The sequence below is a fragment of the Kitasatospora sp. NPDC059747 genome (assembly GCF_042732955.1).
Taxonomy (GTDB): Bacteria; Actinomycetota; Actinomycetes; order Streptomycetales; family Streptomycetaceae; genus Kitasatospora.
In genome coordinates this window covers 4,162-11,377 of the sequence record NZ_JBHWGV010000189.1, presented here as the reverse complement: position 1 = coordinate 11,377, position 7,216 = coordinate 4,162, and the positions used below count along the sequence as shown (strand labels likewise).

Genomic DNA, 7,216 nt, shown 5'->3' with positions numbered 1-7,216 from the left:
ACGACTTGTTCTTGACGGAGAGTTCCGAAACCGCCGCCACGCGGGGCGACCCCCCGCCGGGGCACCGTCGTCCGGTGCGGCGATCGCGCGCCGCACGGGACTCCGAAGGCACTACTCGTCCGACGGCGGGGTGGCCGCCGGACCGTCCTCGTCGTCCGCCGCGGACTGGTCCCCGTCGAGCAGCCGGCCGAGCTGGCCGCCCAGGATCCGCTTGAACTTCCGCTGCTGGAACCGCTGGCGGTCGAGGACGGCCACCTCCAGCTGTTCCGGCGTCAGGCTGCGGGCGCTGCCGCCGTTGGGGTCCCGGGCCAGGGAGTCGACGGCGACCCGCACCGCCTCGCCCAGCGCCATGCCGGCGCGGTGGCGCTGGCCCAGGTAGTTGCCGATGGAGTCGGCGTTGCCGCCGACCACCACGTAGTTCTTCTCGTCGACGATCGAACCGTCCGGGGTGAGGCGGTAGATCTGGTCCTCCTCCGTCGTCCGGCCGACCTCGGCGACGATCAGCTCGACCTCGTACGGCTTCTCGCCGACCGAGGAGAAGATCGTGCCGAGCGTCTGGGCGTAGACGTTGGCGAGGCCCCGGGCCGTGACGTCGGCCCGGTCGTAGGAGTAGCCGCGCAGGTCGGCGTAGCGCACGCCGCCGATCCGCAGGTTCTCGAACTCGTTGTAGCGGCCGACCGCCGCGAAGGCGATCTTGTCGTAGATCTCGGAGACCTTGTGCAGCGCCCGCGAGGTGTTCTCCGCGACGAAGACGATGCCGTCGGCGTAGGTGAGCACGACCACGCTGCGACCGCGCGCGATGCCCTTGCGGGCGTACTCCGCGCGGTCCGCCATGGCCTGCTGGGGCGAGACGTAGAACGGTGTCGACACCGGCGGTCGTCCCTTTCCTGTGAGGTGGGCGGCTAGAGCAGCGGGGCCTGCGGGCCGTCGGGGTGGGTGAGGCGCTGGTCGGTGATGGAGACGGCGATCCGCGCGACCTCCGGCTCGGTGAGCCGGTGGAAGCCGTCCGCGGTGATCAGCGAGACGATGGGGTAGATCTTGCGGGCGAGGTCGGGGCCGCCGGTGGCGGAGTCGTCGTCGGCCGCGTCGTAGAGCGCCTGGACGACCAGGGTGGCGGCCTGGTCGGCGGTCAGGCCCTCCCGGTAGAGCTTCTTCATCGAGCCGCGGGCGAACACCGAGCCGGAGCCGGTGGCCGCGAAGCCGCGCTCCTCGGAGCGCCCGCCGGTGACGTCGTAGCCGAAGATCCGGCCGCGTCCGAGGTCGAGGTCGTAGCCGGCGAACATCGGCACCACCGCGAGGCCCTGCATCGCCATGCCGAGGTTGCCGCGGATCATGCTGGTGAGCCGGTTGGCCTTGCCCTCCAGGGAGAGCGTGGCGCCCTCGATCTTCTCGTAGTGCTCCAGCTCCAGCTGGAACAGCCGGACCATCTCGACCGCGAGACCGGCGGTGCCGGCGATGCCGACCGCGCTGTACTCGTCGGCCGGGAACACCTTCTCGATGTCCCGCTGGGCGATCACGTTGCCCATGGTGGCGCGACGGTCACCGGCGATGATCACACCGCCGTCGAACACCGCGGCCACGATCGTGGTCCCGTGCGGGGCCTCGACCACCGTGCCCTCGGGCAGCCCGCGCCGGCCGGGGATCAACTCCGGCTTGTGCTCGGCGAGGAAGTCGAGGAACGAGGAGGACCCCGGGGTCAGGAAGGCAGCCGGTAGACGCCCGGTGCCACGAGTGTTGGCTTCCACACGATTCCTTCCAGGTAGCTTGAAGCGCGCGATCCCCGCACCCTACCCGCCGACGATCAACGTCCACGTGTGGAGGGCCGGAGCCGGGACGGGCGGACGGCCGTGGCCGCCCGGCCGTCCCCGACGGTCACGACCGTGAATTCCGCAATGCCCCGCGGCGGACTATTGCCCACCCTTTTGGACAAATCCCCGCACGAAATCCTCGGCGTTCGACTCGAGCACTTCGTCGATTTCGTCCAGGACCGCGTCGACGTCGTCGCTGAGCTTTTCCTGGCGCTCCTTGAGGTCGTCGGAATTCTGGGTTTCCGCGGCCTGCTCCTCGACCTCCTCGGAGGAGCGGTTCGCCCGCTGCTGGCCGCCGCCGGTGTCCTTGCTCGCCATTTCCCTCACCCCGCTCGAATCGTCTGGCACGGTTGGGTCGCTGCTTGCTGCACCGACCCTATACACAAGGTGCGACTGCCGCTCCCGGTTTGCCGGTGGCGCTTCCTGTCCAACACCCGCTGCCACCCCGGATGATTCCCATTCGGCGGACGTTCACCCGTGGTGATCGAAAAGTTACCCGCCGGAGAGGACCCGGAGCAGGTCCTCGGCCGTCCGGCAGCGGTCCAGCAGTTCCTTGACGTGGTTGCGGGTGCCGCGCAGGGGCTCCAGGGTGGGCACCCGCTGCAGCGAGTCGCGGCCCGGCAGGTCGAAGATGACCGAGTCCCAGGACGCCGCCGCCACGTGCTCCGCGTACTGGTCCAGGCAGCGCCCGCGGAAGTACGCCCTGGTGTCCTCCGGCGGCTTGGAGACGGCCCGCTCGACCTCCTCCTCGGTGACCAGCCGCTCGAACCTGCCGCGGGCCACCAGGCGGTTGTAGAGGCCCTTCTCGGGCCGCACGTCGCTGTACTGGAGGTCCACCAGGTGCAGCCGCGGGTTGTCCCACTCCAGGGCGTCGCGGCTGCGGTAGCCCTCCAGGATCTCCCGCTTGGCGATCCAGTCCAGCTGGCGGGAGAGCGACATCGGGTCGCGCTCCAGCCGGCCGAGGACGTCCTCCCAGCGCGCCAGGACGTCCACGGTCTGCTCGTCCGCGTCGGTGCCGAAGCGGTCCTCGACGTACTTGCGCGCGAGCTCGAAGTACTCCAGCTGCAGCTGGACGGCGGTGAGCTTGCGCCCGTTGCGCAGGGTGATCAGGTGCTTGAGCGTGGGGTCGTGGGAGACCCGGTGCAGGGTGCGCACCGGCTGGTCGACGGCGAGGTCGGAGGCGATGAAGGAGTCCTCGATCATCGACAGGACCAGCGCGGTGGTGCCCAGCTTGAGGTAGGTGGAGATCTCGGAGAGGTTGGCGTCCCCGATGATCACGTGCAGCCGGCGGTACTTCTCGGCGTCGGCGTGCGGTTCGTCGCGGGTGTTGATGATCGGCCGCTTGAGGGTGGTCTCCAGGCCGACCTCGACCTCGAAGTAGTCGGCCCGCTGGCTGATCTGGAAGCCGTGGGCGGAGCCGTCCTGGCCGATCCCGACCCGGCCGGCGCCGGTGACCACCTGGCGGGAGACGAAGAACGGGGTGAGGTGGCGGACGATGTCGGCGAACGGCGTCGCCCGCTTCATCAGGTAGTTCTCGTGGGTGCCGTAGGAGGCGCCCTTGTTGTCGGTGTTGTTCTTGTACAGGTGGATGGTCTGCCCGTTGGGCAGTTCCAGCGCGCGCTGCGCGGCGGCCGCCATGATCCGTTCGCCGGCCTTGTCCCAGAGCACGGCGTCGCGCGGGTTGGTGACCTCGGGCGAGCTGTACTCGGGGTGCGCGTGGTCCACGTAGAACCGGGCCCCGTTGGTGAGGATGACGTTGGCGAGGCCGATGTCCTCGTCGGTGAGCTGGCTGGCGTCCGCCACCTCGCGCGCGAGGTCGAAGCCCCGGGCGTCGCGCAGCGGGTTCTCCTCCTCGAAGTCCCAGCGGGCCCGCCTGGCCCGGTGCATCGCCGCCGCGTACGCGTTGACGATCTGGGACGAGGTGAGCATGGCGTTGGCGTTGGGGTGGCCGGGCACGGAGATCCCGTACTCGGTCTCGATGCCCATCACGCGCCGTACGGTCATGCGGCCCTCCTTGCCCCGGTGCGCCGCCCCCCTGGGCGGAACACGCTGACGTACCGCTGAACAACACCGGTGCCGGCGGTCTGCCCGCGAACGGTGCGTCGAGCCTAGAACGCGGGGCCGACGGCCGGGCCCCGAGACGCGCCGTCCGGCTGCGGGGCCGCGAGGCGCCACAGCCGGACGGGGTGCGTGCTGTTCCGGGGCCGGGTGCCGGCCTCGTCCTGCGGATCGAAAGAGTGGTGCGGTTACAGGTACTGCCCCGTGTTGGCGACGGTGTCGATGGAGCGGCCGGACTCGGCGCCCTGCTTGCCGGTGACCAGCGTGCGGATGAAGACGATCCGCTCGCCCTTCTTGCCGGAGATGCGGGCCCAGTCGTCCGGGTTGGTGGTGTTGGGCAGGTCCTCGTTCTCCTTGAACTCGTCCACGCAGGCGGCGAGCAGGTGGGAGACGCGCAGTCCGCGCTGACCGTGGTCGAGGAAGTCCTTGATGGCCATCTTCTTCGCGCGGTCGACGATGTTCTGGATCATCGCGCCGGAGTTGAAGTCCTTGAAGTACAGGACCTCCTTGTCCCCGTTGGCGTAGGTGACCTCCAGGAAGCGGTTGTCCTCGGTCTCCGAGTACATCCGCTCCACGACCGACTGGATCATCGCGGCCACGGTGGCCTCGATCGAGCCGTCGTGCTCCTTGAGGTCGTCGGGGTGGAAGGGCAGCGAGCCCTTCAGGTACTTGGAGAAGATGTCCTTCGCGGCCTCGGCGTCCGGGCGCTCGATCTTGATCTTGACGTCCAGGCGGCCGGGCCGCAGGATCGCCGGGTCGATCATGTCCTCGCGGTTGGAGGCGCCGATGACGATGACGTTCTCCAGGCCCTCCACGCCGTCGATCTCGGCCAGCAGCTGCGGGACGATGGTGTTCTCCACGTCCGAGCTGACACCCGAGCCGCGGGTGCGGAACAGCGACTCCATCTCGTCGAAGAAGACGATGACGGGGGTGCCCTCGCCCGCCTTCTCCCGGGCCCGCTGGAAGACCAGGCGGATCTGCCGCTCGGTCTCGCCCACGTACTTGTTGAGCAGCTCGGGGCCCTTGATGTTGAGGAAGTAGCTCTTGCCCTGGGGGCGGCCGGTGACCTCGGCGACCTTCTTGGCCAGCGAGTTGGCGACCGCCTTGGCGATCAGCGTCTTGCCGCAGCCGGGCGGGCCGTAGAGCAGGACGCCCTTGGGCGGGCGCAGCTCGTACTCCTTGAAGAGGTCGGCGTGCAGGTACGGCAGCTCGACCGCGTCGCGGATCAGCTCGATCTGGTTGCTGAGGCCGCCGATCTGGCGGTAGTCGATGTCCGGGACCTCTTCGAGGACGAGCTCCTCGACCTCGGACTTCGGCACGACCTCGTACACGTAGCCGGAGCGGGGCTCCAGCAGCAGGGCGTCCCCCGCCCGGATGGTGACCTCGCGCAGCGGTTCGGCGAGGCGCACCACGCGCTCCTCGTCGGTGTGGCCGATGACCAGGGCGCGCTCGCCGTCCTCGAGGATCTCCTTGAGGGTGACGATCTCGCCGATGCGCTCGAAGGCCATCGCGTCCACGATGTTGAGGGCCTCGTTGAGCATCACCTCCTGGCCGCGCCGCAGCACGTCGAGTTCGACGTTGGGGCTGACGTTGACGCGGAGCTTGCGACCGCCGGTGAAGATGTCGGCGGTGCCGTCCTCGTTCGCCTGCAGGAAGGTGCCGAAGCCGGCGGGCGGCTGGGCCAGCCGGTCCACCTCTTCCTTGAGGGCCACGATCTGGTCGCGGGCCTCGCGCAGCGTGGAGGCGAGTCGTTCGTTCTGGGCGGTCACGCCGGCCAGGTTGGTCTGGAGCTCGACGATCCGCTCTTCGAGGATTCTCGAATTGCGCGGCGAGTCGGCGAGCTTGCGGCGCAGCACGGCGATTTCCTGCTCAAGGTACGAGACCTGAGCGGCCTCGTCGGAACCACGAGCGGGCCTGCCGGTGCTGCGGTTGTAGTCGTCATCGTGGGCTGCCACGGTCCTCACCTCCTCCGGGGAGCTGGACGCTTCCAGACCCTACCTGGGACCAGGGGTCCGTAAACCCCTAGATCAAGAAAGATGGAACGGGCGTGTCCGATCTTCGCCCTGCGTGCTTCCCCTCTGCTAAGGGGATACCCACCGCGCACCGCCCAAAGCGGACCAGATGTATCGTCGAGCGAGTCGATATCCGATCGCGACCGGGAGGCCCGGTCCGATCGTTGTACGAATGGCGGGATTGCCCTCAGACGGGGGCGACCCGGGACAGAAACGGCGGAGAACAACGATGTCGGTGACCGAGCGGACGGCGGCGAACGAGGCCCTGGAGGTGTGGATCGACCAGGACCTGTGCACCGGCGACGGCATCTGCGCGCAGTACGCGCCCGAGGTCTTCGAACTCGACATCGACGGCCTGGCCTACGTGAAGGGGCCGGACGACGAACTGCGCCAGCAGCCCGGGGAGACGGCCCCCGTGCCGCTGACGCTGCTTCAGGACGTGGTGGACTCGGCGAAGGAGTGCCCCGGCGACTGCATCCACGTGCGCCGGGTCGCCGACCGGGTCGAGGTGTACGGGCCGGACGCCGACGAATAGGCGTCTCAGGTCTCGGTGTTCGGGGCGGCGGTCCGGGTGCGCACCCAGCCGCCGCCCTTGTGCGTCCAGGTGAGGTCGAGTGAGACGTCCGGGCTGAAGCGCGGGACGTCGTCGCTCGAATACCCCTGCGCGTGGCCGGTGATGGTGCCGTCCGAGCGCAGGGCGAGCCTGGTGACGGTGAGGTTCTCGCGCTCGGAGACGAGGGTCGCGAGGACGACGGGCCGCTCGGCGGTGCCGCCGAGGAGGTAGACGGCGTCCGGCGGGGTGCCGGTCTCGGCGGCGCAGTGCGCGGCGACGACGGTGCTGGGCCGGCCGTCGCCGAGGTCGGCGGCCAGGCTGACCGTCGGCTTGACCGGGAACGGGCCACAGTCGAGCGGGAGTTGGGCCTTGGCCGGGTCGGGGGCGAGGGCCGCCGGGGCGGCCTTGGGACCGCTGCCGTGGAGGGGCACCGGCGTGCCGGTGGCGGGCGAGGCCGCAAGGGCGCTCGCCACGACGGCTCCGCAGCCGGCCAGGGCGAGGGCCCAGTGCCACGGGGCGGTTCGAACGTGGCCGGGCCGGGTGCGGCCCGCCGGGGTCTGCTGTCCAGCCGTCGTCCCGACCGCGGTCTCCACCAGGCGTCCCCTCCAGTGGTCTGTGTGAGCTGGCATCGTCCCACATCACGGTGGCACTCCGGTGACCGGGGCGGGAACGCCGGAGGGGGGGGGGGGGGGGGGCGCCGCCCCCCCCCCCCCCCCCGGCGCGGGCGGGCCCCCGGGGAGGGAGCACGCCCCCCCCGCGCGGCCGGCGGCCCCGCGCCCGGCCCG

General features: G+C 70.2%; 7 protein-coding genes. 1 reads left to right on the top strand and 6 read right to left on the bottom strand.

Annotated elements, in window-relative coordinates; all coding sequences use genetic code 11:
• Positions 1–111: 111 nt before the first annotated feature.
• The 5 genes from prcA to arc all read right to left on the bottom strand — a co-directional run bounded on the left by prcA (position 112) and on the right by arc (position 5,821).
• Positions 112–870 (bottom strand): proteasome subunit alpha, encoded by a 759-nt coding sequence (gene prcA, locus ACFV4G_RS41270; RefSeq protein WP_380448378.1) that lies wholly within the window; start codon positions 868–870, stop codon positions 112–114.
• A 32-nt stretch (positions 871–902) separates the two neighbouring features.
• Positions 903–1,745: a proteasome subunit beta gene (gene prcB, locus ACFV4G_RS41265; protein WP_380448376.1), complete on the bottom strand. Its 843-nt coding sequence runs from the start codon at positions 1,743–1,745 to the stop codon at positions 903–905.
• A gap of 162 nt (positions 1,746–1,907) precedes the next feature.
• The gene (locus tag ACFV4G_RS41260; protein ID WP_031069167.1) at positions 1,908–2,126 is read right to left on the bottom strand and encodes a ubiquitin-like protein Pup; all 219 of its coding nucleotides are present in this window, start codon (positions 2,124–2,126) and stop codon (positions 1,908–1,910) included.
• A gap of 174 nt (positions 2,127–2,300) precedes the next feature.
• Positions 2,301–3,812, bottom strand: a complete 1,512-nt coding sequence (gene dop / locus ACFV4G_RS41255; RefSeq protein WP_380448374.1) for a depupylase/deamidase Dop — start codon at positions 3,810–3,812, stop codon at positions 2,301–2,303.
• Positions 3,813–4,054: 242 nt separating this feature from the next.
• Entirely contained in the window at positions 4,055–5,821 is a 1,767-nt protein-coding gene (gene arc, locus ACFV4G_RS41250; RefSeq protein ID WP_380448373.1) for a proteasome ATPase, read from the bottom strand.
• 286 nt (positions 5,822–6,107) lie between these two features.
• Between arc and ACFV4G_RS41245 the strand changes: the two genes are divergently transcribed.
• Positions 6,108–6,413 carry a ferredoxin gene (locus ACFV4G_RS41245; RefSeq protein ID WP_380448371.1) on the top strand — a complete coding sequence of 102 codons (306 nt, stop codon included), beginning with the start codon at positions 6,108–6,110 and terminating at the stop codon, positions 6,411–6,413.
• Positions 6,414–6,418: 5 nt separating this feature from the next.
• Here the strand turns inward: ACFV4G_RS41245 and ACFV4G_RS41240 are convergent, their stop codons facing one another.
• A complete protein-coding gene (locus ACFV4G_RS41240; protein WP_380448369.1) occupies positions 6,419–7,060 on the bottom strand; it encodes a hypothetical protein in 642 nt (213 codons plus the stop codon).
• Positions 7,061–7,216 lie beyond the last annotated feature (156 nt).